At 58.2% G+C, this 18,586-nt stretch carries 17 protein-coding genes; 9 read left to right on the top strand and 8 right to left on the bottom strand.

Annotation, left to right across the window (positions count from 1 at the left end):
* Nucleotide 1: 1 nt before the first annotated feature.
* Nucleotides 2-895 carry a cation diffusion facilitator family transporter gene (locus tag RX972_RS23030; protein ID WP_099269448.1) on the bottom strand — a complete coding sequence of 298 codons (894 nt, stop codon included), beginning with the start codon at nt 893-895 and terminating at the stop codon, nt 2-4.
* 21 nt (nt 896-916) lie between these two features.
* Nucleotides 917-1,336 (bottom strand): hypothetical protein, encoded by a 420-nt coding sequence (locus RX972_RS23025; RefSeq protein ID WP_027901831.1) that lies wholly within the window; start codon nt 1,334-1,336, stop codon nt 917-919.
* Between the two features lie 395 nt (nt 1,337-1,731).
* Here RX972_RS23025 and RX972_RS23020 point away from each other — a divergent pair, with 395 nt between their 5' ends.
* Both RX972_RS23020 and hrpB read left to right on the top strand, forming a co-directional pair.
* Nucleotides 1,732-2,289, top strand: a complete 558-nt coding sequence (locus tag RX972_RS23020; RefSeq protein ID WP_316878799.1) for an alpha/beta hydrolase — start codon at nt 1,732-1,734, stop codon at nt 2,287-2,289.
* Nucleotides 2,290-2,329: 40 nt separating this feature from the next.
* Nucleotides 2,330-4,861 carry an ATP-dependent helicase HrpB gene (gene hrpB / locus RX972_RS23015; RefSeq protein WP_316878797.1) on the top strand — a complete coding sequence of 844 codons (2,532 nt, stop codon included), beginning with the start codon at nt 2,330-2,332 and terminating at the stop codon, nt 4,859-4,861.
* 233 nt (nt 4,862-5,094) lie between these two features.
* Here the strand turns inward: hrpB and RX972_RS23010 are convergent, their stop codons facing one another.
* From RX972_RS23010 to RX972_RS23000, 3 genes are all read right to left on the bottom strand, one after another.
* Nucleotides 5,095-5,523, bottom strand: coding sequence for a hypothetical protein (locus tag RX972_RS23010; RefSeq protein WP_231675620.1), 429 nt, complete (start codon nt 5,521-5,523; stop codon nt 5,095-5,097).
* A 201-nt stretch (nt 5,524-5,724) separates the two neighbouring features.
* A complete protein-coding gene (locus tag RX972_RS23005; protein WP_122707091.1) occupies nt 5,725-6,813 on the bottom strand; it encodes an endonuclease/exonuclease/phosphatase family protein in 1,089 nt (362 codons plus the stop codon).
* Between the two features lie 114 nt (nt 6,814-6,927).
* Nucleotides 6,928-7,605, bottom strand: coding sequence for a YciC family protein (locus RX972_RS23000; RefSeq protein WP_316878794.1), 678 nt, complete (start codon nt 7,603-7,605; stop codon nt 6,928-6,930).
* A 179-nt stretch (nt 7,606-7,784) separates the two neighbouring features.
* Here RX972_RS23000 and RX972_RS22995 point away from each other — a divergent pair, with 179 nt between their 5' ends.
* From RX972_RS22995 to RX972_RS22980, 4 genes are all read left to right on the top strand, one after another.
* Nucleotides 7,785-8,549: a DUF2076 domain-containing protein gene (locus RX972_RS22995; protein WP_099269454.1), complete on the top strand. Its 765-nt coding sequence runs from the start codon at nt 7,785-7,787 to the stop codon at nt 8,547-8,549.
* Between the two features lie 213 nt (nt 8,550-8,762).
* Nucleotides 8,763-9,239, top strand: a complete 477-nt coding sequence (locus RX972_RS22990) for an NYN domain-containing protein (protein ID WP_099269455.1) — start codon at nt 8,763-8,765, stop codon at nt 9,237-9,239.
* Nucleotides 9,240-9,261: 22 nt separating this feature from the next.
* Nucleotides 9,262-9,873, top strand: a complete 612-nt coding sequence (locus RX972_RS22985) for a PolC-type DNA polymerase III (protein ID WP_027902938.1) — start codon at nt 9,262-9,264, stop codon at nt 9,871-9,873.
* 141 nt (nt 9,874-10,014) lie between these two features.
* Nucleotides 10,015-11,349 carry a DEAD/DEAH box helicase gene (locus RX972_RS22980; protein ID WP_316878789.1) on the top strand — a complete coding sequence of 445 codons (1,335 nt, stop codon included), beginning with the start codon at nt 10,015-10,017 and terminating at the stop codon, nt 11,347-11,349.
* A 104-nt stretch (nt 11,350-11,453) separates the two neighbouring features.
* Here the strand turns inward: RX972_RS22980 and RX972_RS22975 are convergent, their stop codons facing one another.
* Both RX972_RS22975 and RX972_RS22970 read right to left on the bottom strand, forming a co-directional pair.
* The gene (locus RX972_RS22975) at nt 11,454-12,320 is read right to left on the bottom strand and encodes a MaoC family dehydratase (RefSeq protein WP_099269457.1); all 867 of its coding nucleotides are present in this window, start codon (nt 12,318-12,320) and stop codon (nt 11,454-11,456) included.
* 36 nt (nt 12,321-12,356) lie between these two features.
* On the bottom strand, nt 12,357-13,712 hold the full coding sequence (locus RX972_RS22970) for a 3-oxoacyl-ACP reductase (RefSeq protein ID WP_316878786.1): 1,356 nt from the start codon (nt 13,710-13,712) through the stop codon (nt 12,357-12,359).
* 114 nt (nt 13,713-13,826) lie between these two features.
* Here RX972_RS22970 and RX972_RS22965 point away from each other — a divergent pair, with 114 nt between their 5' ends.
* A complete protein-coding gene (locus RX972_RS22965) occupies nt 13,827-15,104 on the top strand; it encodes an acetyl-CoA C-acetyltransferase (RefSeq protein ID WP_316878783.1) in 1,278 nt (425 codons plus the stop codon).
* A 326-nt stretch (nt 15,105-15,430) separates the two neighbouring features.
* Here the strand turns inward: RX972_RS22965 and RX972_RS22960 are convergent, their stop codons facing one another.
* A complete protein-coding gene (locus RX972_RS22960; protein WP_099269460.1) occupies nt 15,431-16,459 on the bottom strand; it encodes a bile acid:sodium symporter family protein in 1,029 nt (342 codons plus the stop codon).
* Nucleotides 16,460-16,543: 84 nt separating this feature from the next.
* Here RX972_RS22960 and RX972_RS22955 point away from each other — a divergent pair, with 84 nt between their 5' ends.
* Nucleotides 16,544-17,350, top strand: coding sequence for an AraC family transcriptional regulator (locus RX972_RS22955; protein WP_410478253.1), 807 nt, complete (start codon nt 16,544-16,546; stop codon nt 17,348-17,350).
* A gap of 235 nt (nt 17,351-17,585) precedes the next feature.
* Nucleotides 17,586-18,482, top strand: coding sequence for a PA4780 family RIO1-like protein kinase (locus RX972_RS22950; RefSeq protein ID WP_027898139.1), 897 nt, complete (start codon nt 17,586-17,588; stop codon nt 18,480-18,482).
* Nucleotides 18,483-18,586: the final 104 nt, after the last annotated feature.

The following is an 18,586-nucleotide window of genomic DNA, read 5'->3' as shown; positions in this document are numbered from 1 at the left end:
TTCAGATCGTGGCTGGGCGCACGACTTCCTGCGGGTCGGCGTGCACCAGCACTTCGGCCTTCGGATACTCGCTGTTGATCGCGGCTTCAACCTGATCGCAAAGAGCGTGGGCGACGGACAGCGTCAGGCTTCCCGGCAACTCCAGATGCAACTGCACGAACCAATGGTTGCCGGAAATCCTGGTGCGCAAGTCATGGGCACCGAGTACGCCCGGTACGCTGCACGCCAGCTCCAGCATTCTTTCGCTGACATCCGTCGGTAATTCCTGATCCATCAGCACCGAAACGGTTTCCCTGGCGATCTGGAAAGCACTCCACAGGATGTACAGGGAGATACCCAGCCCGAACCAGGCATCCAGTTGCTGCCAGCCAAACCATGCCAACACCAGCGCCAGCAGAATGCCCATGTTCAGCAACATATCTGAGCGGTAATGCAGCGAATCGGCGCGGATCGCGGCGGAGCCGGTTTCCTTGATCACTTTGTGCTGGAAGGTCAGCAGGGCAAAAGTCAGCACCAGCGAAAGCAACATCACGGCGATGCCCAGACCGGGCGAGCCTATCGGTTCCGGATTCTGAATCCGCTCGACCGCCTGAAAGCCGATCAGGCAGGCACTGACCGCAATGAATAGCGCCTGTGCCATGCCCGACAGCGCTTCCGCCTTGCCATGCCCATAACGGTGATCGTCATCGGCCGGTCGCAGGGCGTAATGCACCGCAAGCAGGTTCAGAAATGATGCCGCTCCATCGAGCAACGAATCGGTCAACCCGGCTAGCAGGCTGACCGATCCACTGAGCCACCACGCCACCGCCTTGGCAATGATCAGGGTACTGGCAACTGCCAGCGAAGCCCGGGTTGCCAGACGCAACAAGCGGGCGTGTTCGAGGCTGGTGCTCATGGTGCTTCCTTCAGATTACAGTCAGGCCGACGGGGCGAGGCCCAGCGCTGCCAGTTGTTGCACGCTGCCACGATGCTGGATCAGGCGTGGATCGTTCAATGGCAGAGTGCGACCCAGTTCGGTTTCCAGAATGGCTTGCAGCTTGCTGTTGTCGACGCTGCCATCAGCGTTCACAGCCGGTTGCAGTTTTTGCGGGTCGATCTGCGCACTCTGGCCGTGCGGGAAGTAGATCGCGCCGGTAGCGAAGTCGACACCAAAGGCGATCAGGCCAGGGATTACGTAAAACAGCAGGCCGACCGCGTCGAGCACGGCGATCGCCGGGTCAATCTTGCCATCGATCTGGCCACGACGATCAGGATAGAAAATGCTGCCGCATGCGGTGAGTTGGGTCAGCAGAGTAGCGACCACAACGCCGCCGATTAAACGAGAAGGAATGCGCATGAACATCTCCAGGAGTTGAAGTGGCAACTATACAAGGCAAATAACGCAGAGCTATGACTATTGCATGGTTCGGCGGTTCGGTGGCTTAACTCATTAGTGGCCAACATGCAGAACAATGAATTGAATGCACTTTCCTGGAGCTGCCAAGTGTCCCTGACACCGCGCTGTCTCGCAGTAGACACGTATCTGTAGGAGCGCGCTTGCCCGCGATCACGTCAGTGCAGGCGATGTATTCATCGACTGAAAAACCGAATCGCGGGCAAGCGCGCTCCTACAGGTAAAAAACATTCAAATCAAATATTTGCATTTTTCGGGTAGGAGCTGCCTATAGCATCCATGATTTACCCACCAGCCAAACCACTGCATATTACTGACACATCCAAAGGAGACGAATGATGTCAATCAGGGTTTTGACGTTGCCGGGGCTGTTCAATTCGGGCGAAACCCATTGGCAATCGCATTGGGAGCGGCAGTTTCCCGAGCTGTACAGGGTAGAGCAGCAAGACTGGGAAACACCGTTTGCAGCGGATTGGGTTGAGCGTCTCAATCAGGAAATCACGGCAACCGACGGTGAAGTCGTGCTGGTCGGCCATAGCCTGGCCTGCACCTTGATCACTCTTTGGGCGGAGCAATATCCAGAGGCGAATAAGGTACTCGGCGCCTTGCTGGTGGCTCCCAGCGATACGGAAGCAGAAAGCTATCCGCCCGGTACGAGCGGCTTCACGCCGATGTCGACGCGGCGCCTGCCATTCCGAAGCATCACAGTGGCGAGCACGGATGACCCCTATGTCACCCAAGAACGAGCCCGGCTCTTCAGTGAGGCGTGGGGCAGCGAGTTGATCTGGCTTGAGAATGCCGGGCACATCAACGGACAATCCGGATATGGACCTTGGCCTGAGGGTATCGAGTTGTTGTACCAACTGACGGGCGACGCTCGTTTTAAGCTCAAATAGCCATCGGCACGTATAATCGGCGGCCTGTTCTGGAGCCGCCATGATTTCCCTGCCCATCGATGCTGTTTTACCCGACCTGCGCCAGGCGCTGTCCGAGCGCCATGAAGCGGTGCTCGAAGCCCCGCCCGGCGCAGGCAAAACCACGCGCGTGCCGTTGGCGTTGCTTGAGGAAACCTGGCTGGCCGGGCAAACCATTCTCATGCTCGAACCGCGCCGTCTGGCAGCGCGGGCAGCGGCTGAACGACTGGCCAGTGAGCTAGGCGAAAGGGTGGGTGAAACGGTCGGCTACCGGATCCGTCTGGAAAGCAGGGTAGGGCCCAATACCCGTATTGAAGTCGTCACCGAAGGCATTCTGACCCGACGCTTGCAGGATGATCCGGCGCTGGAAGGCGTGGGCTTGCTGATTTTTGACGAGTTCCACGAGCGCAGCCTGGATGCCGATCTGGCGTTGGCCCTGAGCCTGAACGGCCGCGACCTGTTTCGCGACGAGCAACCGCTGAAGATCTTGCTGATGTCGGCCACTCTGGAGGGCGAGCGGCTGTCCAGTTTGCTCGACGATGCGCCGGTGGTGCGCAGCGACGGTCGGATGTTCCTGGTGCAGATGCAGTGGGGGCGACCGTTTCAGCCCGGCGAATTCATTGAGCCGCGTGTGGTGCAGACGGTGCTGGATGCGATCAACGATCAAAGCGGCAGCCTGCTGGTGTTCTTGCCGGGGCAGGCCGAGATTCGACGGGTCAATCAGCAACTGGAGGATGCTCTGGGCTCAAGGTCCGATATTCTCCTGTGCCCGTTACATGGCGAGCTGGATCTGAGCGCCCAGCGTGCCGCCATTGAGCCAGCGCCTGAAGGCGCTCGCAAAGTGGTGCTGGCGACGAATATTGCCGAAACCAGCCTGACCATTGATGGCGTGCGCGTGGTGATCGACGCCGGGTTGGCGCGAGTCCCGCGTTTCGATCCGGGCAGCGGCATGACCCGCCTCGACACCCAACGCATCTCCCGTGCCAGCGCAACTCAGCGCGCGGGTCGAGCAGGGCGGCTGGAGCCGGGAGTGTGTTATCGGCTGTGGTCCGAAGCTCAACATGAACAATTGGCTGCTTACGGTGCAGCGGAAATTCTTCAGGCCGATCTCGCGGGTTTAGCCTTGCAACTGGCGCGCTGGGGCGTAACGCCAACACAGCTGGTCTGGCTCGATGTACCGCCCGCTGCGGCTTACGGCCAGGCTCAGGATTTGTTGGTCCGTCTGGGCGCGCTGACCCGTGAGCCGGGGCAAGAGCCCAAACTCACCCCTCATGGTCAGGCCATGGCTGAGTTGCCCGCTCACCCGCGTATCGCCCATTTGCTCCTGCGCGGTCAGGCGCTGGGCCTTGGCAGTCTGGCCTGCGATGTTGCTGCACTGCTTGGCGAGCGCGACATTTTGCGTGGTGCCGGTGCCGATCTGCACAGTCGTCTGACGCTGCTCGATGGCAGTGAGCGTGCTGCCCGTGGCGCTCAAGGCGGCGTGCAACGGGCCAAACAACTGGCTCGCCAATATCGCGGCTATTTGCGCGGTTCTGTGTCTGAACCCGTCAGCGACCCAGACCATCCGCGCTGGCTTGGCGCGCTGCTGGCGCTGGCGTATCCCGACCGGGTTGCGCAACAACGCAAGGCGGGTGGTGCGGAATACCGCCTGGCCAATGGTCGTGCCGCCTTGTTTGCCGAAGTCGATGCGTTGATGAAGCAACCGTGGTTGGTTATCGCCGACCTTGGCAGTCGTCAGGGTCAGCGCGAAGAGCGTATCTACATGGCAGCCGAGTTCGATCCTGCGTTGTTTGATTCGGTGTTGGCGGAACAAGTGGTTCAGCTCGACCAACTGGATTGGGATGAGCGCGAAGGTGTGTTCCGTGCCGAGCGGCAGCGCAAGGTGGGGGAGTTGATTCTAAGTCGTGAGCCGCTGGCCGGGCTGGACGAGTCCGCCAAAGGTCAGGCTTTGCTGGCTTTGGTGCGCCGTAAAGGTCTTGAGCTGCTGCCGTGGACACCCGAACTGCGCCAATGGCAGGCGCGGGTCGGCCTGTTGCGTTCGCTGGATCTTGAGCAGAAAGACAGCAGCGAATGGCCGGATGTCAGTAACGCCGGTTTGCTTGAGCGGCTGGAAATCTGGTTGCTGCCGTATCTGGGCAAGGTCTCGCGGCTCAGCCATTTCAGTAATCTGGACCTGTCGTCGATCCTGCACAACCTGCTGCCGTGGCCTTTGCCTCAGCGTCTGGATGAGCTGGCGCCACACCACTTGAGCGTTCCGTCGGGTTCATCGGTGCGTCTGGATTACAGCGAACACCCGCCGATTCTCGCCGTGCGCCTGCAAGAGCTGTTTGGTCTGGCAGATACACCACGCATCGCCAACGGGCGGCAGATCGTCAAACTGCACCTGCTGTCCCCGGCCCGCCGTCCGGTGCAGGTCACACAAGACCTGGCCAACTTCTGGCGCAGTACCTATGCCGAAGTGAAGAAGGATTTGAAAGGAAGATACCCCAAGCACTATTGGCCGGATGACCCGCTGATTGCCGAGCCGACGGCGCGGATCAAGCCGAGGAAGTGAAGGCGCTTTAGGAGAGCGCCTTCTGTGCCTGCCACAACCCTATCGCGCAGCAAACGCTGAATCTGTAGGAGCGTACGAGCACCGCGAGGCCGCGATAGCGATTTGCCTGACACACCGCCATCGCTGCCTCGCGGTGCTCGTGAGCTCCTACAGATATCTGTTCAAGTTCGCGAACTCAGGGCAACGCCGACAACAAAAAACAGCCAACTACATCAGATGGTTACGAGATGAATTCAATATGAAGGCATCAACTCACCGACCGCTCCAGAAACAACATCAAACGAAAATCTGTAATCCAGATTATTGATGTTTACAAAGAAGCACAGTTGCCCGGACACATAATAGACATCAGAAAAAATTCCTTGGCCGACTACGGTTTTTGCAGCCGCGCGGACATCCCACATCAGGTCGCCGTCAGGCTTGATAATCAAGGCTTCATTTCCTTTGATATCAAAGGGAGCAATCACAACCGCTATGCCAGTAGCGTCCACTAATAATTCGGGAATCAGTTTCTGGGGATTTTCGATTTTGTGAGAACACCCAAGAAAAGACCATGCGACTCCGGTAGGCAACAGCTCCCACACGCTCAAGCCTTGAGAGTTGGCACCGCGATCAGATGATCCAGGATTGTCGATCACCGAATAGTTTTCAATAACGCTCACTTATCCACCATAACCACCAGAGTGACACGCTCGTTTTGGACGATCCCATGTTGGCTTGCCAATACATTTCTGTGGGAGCGAATTCATTCGCGAATGGGCCGGTACATTCGCAGCCTATGTATTGCTTGAAATAATGCCTTCCCGAATAAATTCGGTCCCACAGAGGAGGGCGAGCCTGATATTGGCGCGATTCAATGGGCTTCAGGGCAACACCGGCAACAAAAACCGCCCAATCACTGGCAAATGATTGGAGATCAGCAGCGTATCTTCCTGGCGCACAGCCGCCCCCACACGTTTGAGTCGCGGGCTGAAAAACAGGTAATCCACGGTGCGGTCAGGGCCACTGACGCGCGGATCATTGGGAAAGTGCGTTAGCCATTTCGCGCGATCAATGCCGCCGACTTCAACGTTGTTCGGGATCATCGGGTATTTGTCCCACAGCACATGCAGCTGGCTGTCTGGCTGATACAACGAGCGCTGTTCGGCAGGCAGACGTTGATACTGACCCAGCGGCAGCAGGTTGAAATCCCCGCCGATCAACCAGGGCGTGCCAGTGGCTTCGAATTTGTCGAGCAGCTTACTGGTCGCCTGCACCTGACGCTGCATGGCGTCGTCGCCTTCAATGAATGTGTCCAGATGGGTGTTGATCACAGCCAGATGACCGCCGTCGCGCAGGGGCAGGTAACTGACCAGCAATGCGGGTTTGCGCTGGAACTGTCGACTGATCAGGTTGGCGTCGCGAATCGGTAGCTGAATGCGTTCGGCCCGGTCGATTTCGAATCGGCTCAGGGTCGCGAGTTTCATGCCGACGCTGCCTGCGATGTGCCGATTCGGGACGAAATCGGCTTTCCAGTAAAACGCCTCGGAGCTGCAGGGATACAGGTCGGTGACGCGCTCTTGCAGCAGCGCCAGTTGATCGTCGTAATCGGTGTTCTTCGCGCCGTCGTTCACTTCCTGCAACAGGACGATGTCCGGCTGTTCGTCGCGAATCACCCGGGCGACTTCATCAAGGTTGAAGGCGACATCTTCCGGCGTTGGCCGCTCGTCCTGACCGCTGCCATCAGTCACGTCATACCAGAACACGTAACGCTTGCCCGCCAGATACTGGATGTTCCAGGTCATCACCTTGAGCGCTTGCCCGGGTATCAAACGCGGTGCTTTATCAGCAGGACTGCAGCTGACAGGCAGTTCTTCGCGGGGTACAGGGCGCCAGGTCAGGGTGTAGACCAGCCCCAGCAGCACGCCGGCCAGCAATACAAGAATCAGCATGAAACGGATCAAGCGGCTCATCGGCTCGGCTTAGAACGCGTTGCGTTCAGTCAGAAGGTCGCGTTGCAGGGTTTCGGAAAAAGTGCAAACCCGAGCATAGCCCGACTGGAACATGATTGGCAGCCTTCGTCTCGTTTACTCCAGCTCTTCGGGTTGTTCAGGCGGTTCGTTGAGTAGCATGAACAGGCGAAACATCACCACGCTGGTGAACAGTTGCAGGAAGCTGCTGACGACGTTGATCAGCAAAACGGCGGCCTCATTTGGCTTCTCCGGGAGCAGGAGATAAGCGCTTCCTTCGAGCAGCGACAGGGGAATATAGATGCACAGCACGCAGGTCAGGATACGTACGAAATGACCCTGGCTCATCTCGAAGCTTGCGCGCATCGCCATCAGCGGCGTCAGGCCGCGCAGTACCAGCAGGTACTCCGAGAACACCAGTCTGACCATCACCCAGATACCGGGAAGGATAAACAGCGACAGACCAAACAGGATCAGCAGCGTGCTCAGCGCCGAGAGCACGGCGAAGGTCGGCCACATGCGTAATGCCATGGCGAGCAGGTCAAGCGTTCCAGGCTGGTCACCACCACGGGTGCGTGCATCCAGAAACAGGATCAGGGCACAGGTGTAGAGCGGGTAGAACAACACACCGATCAGTAACTCGTAAGTCGATGAAGTGTTGGCCGCCAGCGAACTGCTCAGCACCTGCTTGGCCAGCGCCTCGACGATGACCAGCGGTAGACACAGCACCACGATGCTCGTCAGGTTGCGCCGGAAAAAGTACAGGGAGTCGGTAAGAATGGTCAGCGGGTTCATTAGGATCGGGTCACAGAAAAAGCAGTCGGTCACTTTAGCTGGCTAACCAGGCACCGGCCAGAGCCTTCTTAACATTTACGACAGTCTATTGAAACGCCCCGGATTAGCCCCATTACCTTGCTTACGCGTTGGCTATTCGGCCAGGCGAAGATTTTTAACGGCAATCTAACGAGGTCGCCATGAACAGCGAAGAGCAAACCCTGATCGATGGTCTTTTCAGCAAACTGAAAAGTGCCGAAACCGGTTCAGCCCCCCGTGACGTCGAGGCTGAAGCCAGGATCAAGGAGCATCTCAACCAGCAGCCCGCCGCGCCTTATTACATGGCGCAGGCGATTCTGGTGCAGGAAGCGGCAGTGAATCAGCTCAACCAGCAGGTCAAAGAGCGCGACGAGCAAATCCAGCGTTTGCAGGCTGAACTTCAGCAGGCGAAGGCTCAGGGCTCTTCGGCTCCGGCGCAGGGCGGTGGTGGGTTTCTGTCGAGCATCTTCGGGGGCGGTGGCAATCGTCCGCAGTCTCAGCCGCAGCAGTCCTTCTCCCAGCCGCCAGCCTCGTCCGGTGGTGGCTGGCGCGACGGTGGTCCTTCCAGCCCGCCGCCTTATAACGCGCCGCAAGGTAATCAGGGTAACTACGCCGCTCCGCAACAGCAGGCTCCACGCGGTGGTGGTTTTCTCGGTGGCGCGTTGCAAACCGCAGCGGGCGTCGCCGGTGGTGTAATGCTCGCGCAAGGTCTGAGCAGCATGTTCGGCAGTCACAATCAGCCTGAAGAAGTTGTCGAAGTCATCAAAGAAGAGCCTGCTCAGGTTGCTGATCATAGCCCTCAGGATTCCGGTGGCGGCTGGAACGATAACCAAGAGAGTGTGACCAGCAACGATTCATACGGCAGCGATCAAGGCGGCTGGGATGACGGCGGTTTTGATGGCGGGGATGATGATTCGTTTGTTTGATTCAAGCGTTGATGAATACTTGTAGGAGCTGCCGAAGGCTGCGATAGCCATTCCGCCTGATACACCGCTGTTCGCAGCCTGCGGCAGCTCCTACAACAATCGGGTGTTGGCGCCAATGCCCGGGGCACCCACGAAACTGGCATACTAAGCGCCGATTCAACTTCTGAATCGGCGTTGTCGTTTGGCTGCGCTGCTGCGTCATGAGGATTACCGGTGAAGAAAATCGCTGTGTTCGCCGATGTACAGAACCTCTATTACACCGTCCGTCAGGCCCATGGTTGCCATTTCAACTATGCGGCGTTGTGGGCGGATATCAGCAAGCGTGGGGAAATTGTTGAGGCTTACGCCTATGCCATCGACCGTGGCGACAGCAAGCAGCAGCAATTCCAGCAAATCCTCCGCAACCTCGGCTTCACCGTCAAACTCAAGCCCTACATCCAGCGCAGCGATGGTTCGGCCAAAGGTGACTGGGACGTGGGCATCACCATCGATATCATGGACGTCGCGCCACAGGTCGACGAAGTGGTGCTGGCTTCCGGCGATGGCGATTTCGATTTGTTGCTTGAGCGCATCATCAGCAAACATGGCGTCGAAGCGGTTGCCTATGGCGTGCCGGGGCTGACCGCCAACTCGCTGATTCGCGCCGCCACTCGTTACGTGCCCATCGAAGGCGCATTGCTTTTACGTTGATTTTTCAAAGGTTCATCAAGTGTTGGAACAAGTAGCGGTCATCGACTTTGAAACCACTGGTATTTCTCCCGGCCAGGGCTGCCGTGCCACGGAGATTGCTGTGGTGATCATGGAGCAGGGGCGCATCGTTGATCGTTTTCAAAGCCTGATGAACGCCGGTGTGCGAATTCCAGGCTTCATTGAGTCGCTGACCGGTATCAGCAACAGCATGATTCGTACCGCGCCGTCGGCCGAGCGGGTCATGAGTGACGTGGCTGATTTTGTGGGCACGATACCGCTGGTGGCGCATAACGCCTCGTTCGACCAGAAGTTCTGGGACTACGAGCTGTCACGCATCGAGCGCAGCCGCCAACAAAGCTTTGCCTGCTCATTGCTGTTGGCGCGACGCCTGATGCCGACTGCTCCCAATCACAAGCTTGGCACCCTGACCAGCTATGCACGCCTGCCCAACACCGGCAAGGCTCACCGGGCCATGGCCGATGCCGAAATGGCTGCCAACCTGACCGCGTATCTGACCAATGAACTGCGCCACACCCATGGCCTTTCTGCGATCTCCCACCAATTGCTCTGCACGCTGCAAAAAGTGCCCGCGGCGAAAATCAGCGACGCCATCAAACGCCAGCGCGGATTTTAAAGGCGTCTTCTATTGCCTTGTTGCCAGTATCTACAGCAGATTGACCCGGGCTAATGGCGAAAGCCGCAGGCGGTGCGGGCCGGAATAGTCCGGACAGGGTAAACTGCGCGCCATCTCGCGTGATTTATCTACGGTATTCAAATGACATTCGCCACACTCGGCCTGATCGAACCCCTGCTGCGCGCTCTTGAAACGCTCGGCTACCAGACTCCGACGCCTGTTCAGGCGCAGGCGATTCCACCGGTCCTGGCCGGGCGTGACCTGATGGCCGCCGCCCAGACCGGTACTGGCAAAACTGCCGGTTTCGCCTTGCCATTGCTGCAACGCCTGACCATGGAAGGCCCGAAAGTCACTCCCAACTCGGTGCGTGCGCTGGTGCTGGTGCCGACCCGTGAGTTGGCCGAGCAGGTCCACGAGAATATTCGTCAGTACGCCGAACACCTTCCGCTGAGCACTTACGCGGTCTACGGAGGCGTGAGCATCAACCCGCAGATGATGAAACTGCGCAAGGGCGTCGATGTGCTGGTCGCTACTCCAGGCCGCTTGCTCGACCTCTACCGCCAGAACGCGGTGAAGTTCTCCCAGTTGCAAACCCTGATCCTCGACGAGGCGGATCGCATGCTTGATCTGGGCTTCTCCGAGGAACTGCGCGACATCTACAAGGCGCTTCCAAAAAAACGTCAGACCCTGCTGTTCTCTGCGACCTTCTCCGACGCCATCCGCCAGTTGGCCGGGCAGATGCTCGACGACCCACTGACCATTGAGGTCAGCCCGCGCAATGTGGCGGCGTCTTCGGTCAAACAGTGGGTAGTGACGGTCGACAAGAAGCGCAAACCCGAGTTGTTCATCCATCTGCTGAAAAAACTGCGCTGGTCTCAGGTTCTGGTGTTCGCCAAGACGCGCGTTGGCGTTGATCAACTGGTGGATCGTTTGCAGGGATTGGGCATCAGTTCTGACGGTATCCACGGCGACAAGCCACAAGCTACACGTCAGCGGGCGCTGGATCGTTTCAAGGCCAGCGAAGTACAGATTCTGGTAGCGACCGACGTTGCTGCGCGCGGTCTGGATATCGATGATTTGCCGACGGTGGTCAACTTCGACCTGCCGATCGTTGCCGAGGACTACATTCACCGCATTGGTCGCACCGGCCGGGCAGGCCTGACGGGCGAGGCCATTTCGCTGGTGTGCGCTGACGAAGTGGAATTGCTGTCAGCAATCGAGACCCTGACCCGTCAGACGTTGCGTCGTGAAGATGAACCGGATTTCGAACCTGAGCACCGCGTGCCGACCACAGATGCCAGCGGCCAGATTCTGAAGAAACCGAAAAAGCCGAAGAAACCCAAAACTTCTGGTGGTGGTAAACGTAACCTGGGCAAGTGGATCGACAGTGGCGACGCCGCGCCGGAAGCGCCGTCGGCCAAGCCAGTGCGTAAAGTCCCGGTGTTCAACACAGGGCCACGCAAGAAGAAGCCTTGATGTAAGTTTTCTCTGTTGGAGCGAGGCTTGCCCGCGAAGAAGACGACGCGATATGTCAGACACACCGTGTCATCGTTCTTCGCGGGCAAGCCTCGCTCCAACAGTTATTCGACAACCTCCGTCACCGGCTGCCAACCCCCCACCATATGCACCAACCCCGGTGCACCTTCCAGGCGGAATTGGCCATGGGAGCCCGCTGCGCTGGCCGACAGCACAATCTCGCTGGGCAAGCGCACCGGCTTCTGGAACTGCACTCTGATATCGACGTTCGACGCCGGAAGATGATTTGTCAGAAAGGCCAGGGTTCTTGCCTTGAGCCACATGCCATGGGCAATCGCCTTCGGGAAGCCGAACAGTTTGGCGCTTGGCCCGCTCAGGTGGATCGGATTGTAGTCGCCGGACACCTTGGCATAACGTCGGCCAATTTCCGCCGCCGCACGCCAGCGTGCAACTTCTGTCATGGGCATATCCGCAGGCTGATAATCGCCACTCGCTGCACCTTCCAGTTTCACGTCCCGACACAGCATCGTGCTTTCTTCTTCCCAGAGCAGACCCATTGAGTCTTCAACCTGAGTGATCAGATCGAACGTGGCGCCTTTGTCGTGAGGCTGAAGGTTTTCAGCTTTTACACCGATGTACACCTTGTTCACGCTGCCTAGCGGCCGATGAATTCTGATCCTGTTAGCCAGATGAACCAGCCCCAGCAACGGGAAGGGGAAGTCCTTGGCCGTCATCAATTGCATTTGCAGATTGAACGCCAGCACGTGTGGATAAGTCGGCGGCAGCAGGCTGTTTTCGCTGAAACCGCACACTTCGCGGTACTGAGACAGCTTTTGCGGGTCCACGGACGTCCAGCAACGCAAGCCGATATCAGGCAGTTCAGTGCCGGTCACCTTGCGCCGCAGCGCGGCCTGGACGAACAGGTTCGGCAGTGTCGGCAGGGAATCCAGGTATCGCCAGTGAGCGCTCATCGTGCATCTCCTTGCTCTTGTTTATTGTCTCGCGCTTTATGCGCCGATGACGCTCTGACCACAGACCCGCAGCACTTGACCACTGACCGCACCGGCACCCGGCTGTGCCAGCCAGGCAACCGCCTCAGCCACGTCCTGCGGCAAACCGCCCTGACCCAGGGAGCTCATGCGGCGGCCCGCTTCGCGCAGGGCAAACGGCATGCTTGAGGTCATTTTGGTTTCGATAAAGCCGGGAGCCACAGCATTGATACTGATGCCGCGCTCGCTCAAAGTGGGTGCCATTGCCCGCGCCAGACCGATCAGGCCGGCCTTGCTGGTGGCGTAATTGGTTTGGCCGCGATTGCCCGAAAGTCCGCTGATCGAAGCCAGCAGAATGACGCGACCGTTGTCGCGCAGGGTACCGCTGTCCAGCAGCGCTTCAGTCAATACTTGAGGCGCGTTGAGATTGACCGAGAGCACTGAATCCCAGAAATCGGCAGACATATTAGCCAGCGTCTTGTCCCGGGTGATCCCGGCGTTATGCACCAGAATGTCGATGTCGCCCTGCAGATGTTCGATCAATTGTGCGCCCGCGTCGGCCGCGCCAATGTCCAGCGTCAGGGCTTTGCCGCCCAGTCGTGCTGCCAGAGCATCAAGGTCTGATTTGGCCTGAGGCACATCGAGCAAGACCACTTCTGCACCGTCACGAGCCAGGGTTTCGGCAATCGCTGCACCGATACCGCGTGCAGCGCCGGTTACCAAAGCTCTGCGACCGCTGAGCGGCCGACTCCAGTCCTGAACCTGTGACGGGCAAGCACTCAGGCGGATAACCTGGCCGGAGATAAACGCGCTCTTGGGTGACAGGAAAAACCGCAGCGCACCTTCAAGCTGATCCTCCGCTCCATTGTCCACCTGCAGCAGTTGTACGGTGCCGCCGTTGCGCATTTCTTTGGCCAGCGAACGGCTGAAGCCTTCGAGTGCTTGTTGGGTGCTGGCGGCAAGCGGCTCGCTGAGGCTGGCGGGTGCGTGGCCGAGAATCACTACATGCGCGCTGTAATCGAGCTTTTTCAACAAAGGCTGAAAGAATTCGCGTAATTGCTTGAGGTCTTCGGTGCGCGTAAAAGCGCTGGCATCGAAGACTACCGCTTTGATTTTCGGGCCCTGATCGGCAACCCAGGCGGTTGCGCCGGGTACCTCCGAGCCAAAGCTGTAGATCGACTCGGTCAAGCGAGGAGCAAATAGCCGGACCTGATCGGCCAGCGGTCCTGCGCTGATCAGCAGCGAGCCTTCAACAGGGCGCAGACGTCCAGCCTGCCAGCGTTCCAGTCTGACCGGTTTAGGAAGGCCAACAGCGCCAACCAGGCGGCTGCCCAGGTCAGAGTTGGCAAAATCTATGTAGCGATCAGACGGCATGGAACACTCTCCTTGAGTCGGGGTTCAAAGGAGTTGACCACACTCAAGCGACGTTCGTTCGAGTATCCCCTACGCTGCTCATCAGCGAATCCGTATCAATAAAGGGAGTTTTCAATGAATCAGCCACGCCGGGTCGCCATCGTCGGCGGTAACCGTATTCCATTTGCTCGCTCCAACGGCCCTTACGCCACCGCGAGCAATCAGGACATGCTGACCGCCGCGCTGGAGGGTTTGATCGAGCGTTTCAACCTGCATGGCCTGCGCATGGGCGAGGTCGTTGCCGGGGCTGTGCTCAAGCATTCCCGGGACTTCAACCTGACCCGCGAGTGCGTGCTGGGCTCGCGCCTGTCCCCGCAGACGCCTGCCTATGATCTGCAACAGGCCTGCGGCACCGGGCTGGAAGCGGCGTTGCTGGTGGCCAACAAAATCGCCTTGGGACAGATCGAATGCGGTATTGCGGGCGGGGTGGATACCACTTCCGATGCGCCGATTGGCGTGAACGAAGATTTACGTAACATTTTGCTGCAGGTTAACCGGGCCAAGTCCGTAGGCGACAAACTTAAACTTTTGTTGCAATTGCGTCCGCATAATCTCAAGCCTGAGTTGCCACGCAATGGCGAACCGCGCACCGGTCTGTCCATGGGGCAGCACTGCGAATTGATGGCGCAAACCTGGAATATCCCTCGCGATGCACAGGACCAGTTGGCGCTGGAAAGCCATCTGAAAATGGCCGCAGCGTATGCCGAAGGCTGGCAGAACGATTTGATCACACCGTTTCAGGGCCTGACCCGCGACAACAACCTGCGTCCGGACCTGACCCTAGACAAGCTCGCCAGCCTGAAATCCGCGTTCGAGCGCAGCGCCAAGGGCACGCTGACAGCGGGCAACTCCACACCGCTGACTGACGGAGCTTCATTGGTGCTGCTGGCCAGTGAAGAGTGGGCCCGAGATCGCGGCCTGCCTGTATTGGCTTATCTGCGTGATGGAGAGTCTGCGGCGGTGGATTTCGTCAACGGCAAAGAGGGCCTGCTGATGGCGCCAGCCTATGCCGTGCCTCGGCTGTTGGCGCGCAATGGCCTGACCTTGCAGGACTTCGACTACTACGAGATTCACGAAGCGTTCGCCGCGCAGGTGTTATGTACGCTGAAGGCCTGGGAGGACGCAGATTATTGCCAGACCCGGCTTGGGCTGGACGCGCCTCTGGGCTCAATTGACCGCAGCAAGATGAATGTCAAAGGCAGCTCGTTGGCCGCCGGTCACCCGTTTGCCGCGACGGGCGGACGTATCGTCGCCAACCTGGCCAAGTTGTTGAGTGTCGCGGGAGAAGGGAGAGGGTTGATATCCATCTGCGCCGCGGGCGGGCAGGGGGTTACGGCGATTCTTGAGCGGTGATGAGAATGGACACAACTGCCAATATTGGAATGCATTGTGGGAGCTGGGCTTGCCCGCGATAAGGCTGGATGCGATCTAGGATAGACCGAGGTGTCCTTATCGCGGGCAAGCCCAGCTCCTATCAAACATCACTCCAATAATGGATTTGAAACGCGGACCTTGTAGGAGCTAACTTGTTGGCGAAGCGGAATTTCTGACGATGCGGGTCCGACGTCTCGCCAACAAGTTGGCTCCTACAGGGTCATCCGTTTGCTTAGTGACAGCGAGGTGTCAGGGATACCGGGACCACTCCCACAAGTCCTGTATTAACCTGATATTGGGTTTGCTCACGCCGCCCGGGCTTCCTCCAGCGCTTCCGCCGACAGTTGCAGCTTGTGCCGGTTTGAATAATTCTCGGCCATCACCGAACACACGATCAATTGCAGCGGGTGGTAGATCATGATCGGCAGCAGGATCAGACCCAGCCCCGGATTGTTTCCAAAAATCAGCGCTGCCATCGGAGCACCGGCCGCCAGTGACTTTTTGGTCGCACAGAACACCGCCGCCACCTTGTCCGCATGATTGAATTTCAGGACGCGGGCCGTGCCGGTGGTCAGTAGCAGGATCACTACCAGCAATGCTGCACTGCCTGCGAAGGCCATGGCGATGACCGAGTTGCCCTGGGTTTGCCACAGCCCCGACACCATCGAATTACAGAACGCCGCGTAGACCAGCAGCAGGATCACGATCTTGTCGATCAGGTTGGTGTACTTCTTGTGTCTGGCGAAAAACTTGCCCACCAACGGACGCACCAACTGGCCCAGGATGAGTGGCAGCAGCAACATCAGGCTCAGTTTCAGCAACGTGGAACCCAGGTCGATGCCGCCAGAGCCGGTACCAACGACCAGACTGACCAGCCACGGCGTCATGAAAATGCCGAACACGCTGGACATGCTGGCGTTGAGAATCGCCGCAGGGACGTTGCCGCCTGCACTGCCGGTCAATGCCACCGAAGAGGAAATGGTCGAGGGCAGTGCGCACAGGTACAGGAAGCCCAGCATCAACAATGCCGGAACGTAGGCACCAAATGCCTTGTCGCAGGCCAGCCAGATAATGGGGAACACCACAAACGTGAAGACCTGCACCATGATGTGCAGGCGCCAGTTCTTCAGGCCGTTTTTGATCTGCTCGCTGGAGAGATTGACGCCGTGCAGGAAGAACACCACGAACACGCCGATGTTGATGACGTATTCAGCATGCATGCCGCCACCCGTGGCACCAAAGCCCGGGAAGAAGTAGGCCAGAACCGTGGCCAGGACCATCCCGCAGAGGAACCAGTCGGTGACGACGCGTTTGAGATGTTTGAGGACAGACATAAGCGCTCGGCAATTGTTTGTAAAAATAGATGTCCGAAGGCTAACGCACTCGTAAACTTCCGTCTTGCGACATAAGGTCATTCCATAACGGCTAACGGACAAATTCATATGCATCGTCATGGCAGCGAGCGACAGATTCCAGCATTGAGCGAATTGCCGCGTCCATTGTATGCCCGCGCCGAGAGCTTGAGCGCTGGATCATGGACGCCGCCACATCGTCATGAGTGGGTGCAATTTTCCTACGCGATCAGTGGTGTTCTGGGCGTGCATACCGCCGAAGGCAGTTTCTTTGCCCCCCCGCAGTGGGGTGTCTGGATACCGGCGGGGCTGGAGCATGAAGTGGTGACCTCCATGCGTGCAGAAATGCGCAGCCTGTATGTACGCAAAGAGGACTCCGGCTGGGCGCCGCAGCGCTGTAGGGTTCTGGAAGTGACGCCTTTGGCTCGGGAGCTGATCAAAAGCTTCTGTCATTTACCCGCCGAGTACCCCTTGGGTGACACCAGCGAAGCGCGACTGGTGCAAGTGCTCATGGACCAGTTGGCGCATCTGCCTGAAGTGGGGTTCTCGTTGCCCTTGCCTCGTCACCCGCGTCTTCTGGAACTGTGCAATGAACTGATCGAAAACCCGAGCCAGTTGATCACGTTGCACGATTGGGCAGTACGTCTGGGCGCTTCGGAGAAAACCTTGATGCGCCTGTTCCAGCGTGAAACGGGTTTGAGCTTCCGTGGCTGGCGGCAGCGTGCTCGGCTGCTTTCATCCCTTGGCGCGCTGGAGAATGGTGACAGCGTAACCAATACGGCGCTGGCCTGCGGCTACGACTCGACTTCGGCGTTCATCGCGGCTTTCAAAGGGTTGTTCGGGTTCACTCCCGGTGAACTGTTCAAGCAGTAATTGACCGGATTACCTTACGCAATGCGTGCAGTGGCTGAAGTTTCTTACCTTGAGATCCAGGTTTGTTTTTTTGCTCTCTAACGGCATGAAAGCTGCTTTATATCGGGGCGATGAGGGTTTTTCCGACAGAAACTATCCACATCAAACGTCAGCTCCTACTACTCGCTGGCAGAGGATTGCCGTATAACGGGCAACAATCGCGTGTTTGGCAACGAAGGACCCACAATAAAAGCTGATGAAAACTCCTAAACGCATTGAACCCCTGATCGAGGACGGTCTGGTGGACGAGGTGCTGCGCCCGCTGATGAGCGGTAAAGAGGCAGCTGTTTATGTGGTGCGCTGTGGCAATGAGCTGCGGTGTGCCAAGGTTTACAAGGAGGCAAATAAACGCAGTTTCCGTCAGGCATCCGAGTATCAGGAAGGCCGTAAGGTACGTAACAGTCGTCAGGCACGGGCGATGGCCAAGGGCTCCAAGTTTGGTCGCAAGGAAACAGAGGACGCCTGGCAGAACGCCGAAGTGGCGGCGCTGTTCCGGCTGGCTGGCGCTGGCGTTCGGGTTCCCAAGCCATACGACTTCCTTGAAGGCGTGTTGCTCATGGAGATGATCGCCGACGAGTATGGCGACGCCGCACCGCGATTGAATGATGTGGTTCTGGAGCCGGATCAGGCTCGGGAATATCACAAGTTTTTGATCGAGCAGATCGTACTGATGTTGTGTACCGGTTTGGTGCATGGTGACCTTTCGGAGTTCAACGTGCTGTTGACCCCGACTGGCCCGGTGATCATCGATTTGCCTCAGGCTGTCGACGCAGCGGGTAACAACCACGCGTTCAGCATGCTGGAGCGTGATGTGGGCAACATGGCTTCCTACTTCGGCCGCTTTGCGCCTGAGTTGCGTAAAACGAAGTACGCCAAGGAAATGTGGTCGTACTACGAAGCAGGGACCTTATCGCCAGCCACGGTGTTGACCGGCGAGTTTGATGAACCGGAAGACGAGGCCGATGTGGGTGGCGTGTTGCGGGAAATCGAAGCCGCGCGTCTGGACGAAGATCGTCGCCAGGCCGCCCGCGCTGCCGACGATGCTCCACCGAGCAAAACTGCCGAAGAACCGCCTCCGCCCTGGATGCAGTGATCGGCAGTTAATAAAAACCCGGCTTAGGCCGTAATGCTGTTCACTTAAGCATTTGAGTCCAAGCCGGGCTTTATAGAGAATCCGATGTCAGACCCCCGGCATCG

This window comes from Pseudomonas syringae group sp. J309-1 (assembly GCF_032582135.1).
In the GTDB taxonomy this organism is placed as follows: domain Bacteria; phylum Pseudomonadota; class Gammaproteobacteria; order Pseudomonadales; family Pseudomonadaceae; genus Aquipseudomonas; species Aquipseudomonas quasicaspiana.
This window is presented reverse-complemented; position numbering and strand designations above follow the sequence as displayed.

Coding starts and splice junctions, on each gene's coding strand:
- RX972_RS22950 (WP_027898139.1), top strand. CDS start 17,586: ATGAAAACTCCTAAACGCATTGAACCCCTGATCGAGGACGGTCTGGTG.
- RX972_RS23025 (WP_027901831.1), bottom strand. CDS start 1,336: ATGCGCATTCCTTCTCGTTTAATCGGCGGCGTTGTGGTCGCTACTCTG.
- RX972_RS23000 (WP_316878794.1), bottom strand. CDS start 7,605: ATGAACCCGCTGACCATTCTTACCGACTCCCTGTACTTTTTCCGGCGC.
- RX972_RS22980 (WP_316878789.1), top strand. CDS start 10,015: ATGACATTCGCCACACTCGGCCTGATCGAACCCCTGCTGCGCGCTCTT.
- RX972_RS22970 (WP_316878786.1), bottom strand. CDS start 13,712: ATGCCGTCTGATCGCTACATAGATTTTGCCAACTCTGACCTGGGCAGC.
- RX972_RS22965 (WP_316878783.1), top strand. CDS start 13,827: ATGAATCAGCCACGCCGGGTCGCCATCGTCGGCGGTAACCGTATTCCA.
- RX972_RS22975 (WP_099269457.1), bottom strand. CDS start 12,320: ATGAGCGCTCACTGGCGATACCTGGATTCCCTGCCGACACTGCCGAAC.
- RX972_RS23005 (WP_122707091.1), bottom strand. CDS start 6,813: ATGAGCCGCTTGATCCGTTTCATGCTGATTCTTGTATTGCTGGCCGGC.
- RX972_RS23030 (WP_099269448.1), bottom strand. CDS start 895: ATGAGCACCAGCCTCGAACACGCCCGCTTGTTGCGTCTGGCAACCCGG.
- RX972_RS23020 (WP_316878799.1), top strand. CDS start 1,732: ATGTCAATCAGGGTTTTGACGTTGCCGGGGCTGTTCAATTCGGGCGAA.
- hrpB (WP_316878797.1), top strand. CDS start 2,330: ATGATTTCCCTGCCCATCGATGCTGTTTTACCCGACCTGCGCCAGGCG.
- RX972_RS22995 (WP_099269454.1), top strand. CDS start 7,785: ATGAACAGCGAAGAGCAAACCCTGATCGATGGTCTTTTCAGCAAACTG.
- RX972_RS22960 (WP_099269460.1), bottom strand. CDS start 16,459: ATGTCTGTCCTCAAACATCTCAAACGCGTCGTCACCGACTGGTTCCTC.